Source organism: Dyella sp. 05T440 (assembly GCF_056395965.1).
The window spans coordinates 1-450 of record NZ_JBFTKN010000039.1; the positions used below are offsets into that span (position 1 = coordinate 1).

The window sequence follows — 450 nt, forward strand, 5'->3', positions numbered from 1 at the left end:
GGTCCCGGGTGATCGGTTCCAGCCGGACGTAGCGGCCTTCGAGGGGCTTGATGGTCAGGTTCATGACCGGTGTTTTCCGCCAGGAGCGGCCGCGTGACAAGCCGTCTGGCGGCCAGCCGCGTTCAAGACGACGCGAACGTTCAAACCGTCCGCAACGCCCGCTTGCCGCGCCCGTCAACTCGGTGCTACACATGCTTCAAACAAGTGTTTGAACCAGGGATCGGGAACGCCATGGACTTCGACATCTCTCCCCGCCAGCGGGAATTCCTCGACCGGGTGAACGGCTTCATCGACGCACACGTGCGTCCGGCGGTCCCCGTCTACGAAGCCGAGATGGACGTCCCCGCCGACCAGCGCTGGAAAGTCGTCCAGGTGCTGGAGGAGCTGAAGCAGAAGGCCAAGGCCGAGGGGCTGTGGAACTTCTTCATGCCGCCGCACAGCGGCCAGACC

At 64.4% G+C, this 450-nt stretch carries 1 protein-coding gene and 1 pseudogene; one reads left to right on the forward strand and one right to left on the reverse strand.

Translation table 11 applies throughout. The features are described from left to right. Positions 1 to 193 (reverse strand): hypothetical protein (locus AC1DE1_RS20855; protein ID WP_477179350.1); only part of this gene is annotated, 193 nt, incomplete at its 3' end. 38 nt (positions 194 to 231) lie between these two features. Between AC1DE1_RS20855 and AC1DE1_RS20860 the strand changes: the two are divergent. After that, a pseudogene (locus tag AC1DE1_RS20860) lies at positions 232 to 450 on the forward strand (acyl-CoA dehydrogenase); the annotation flags it as partial.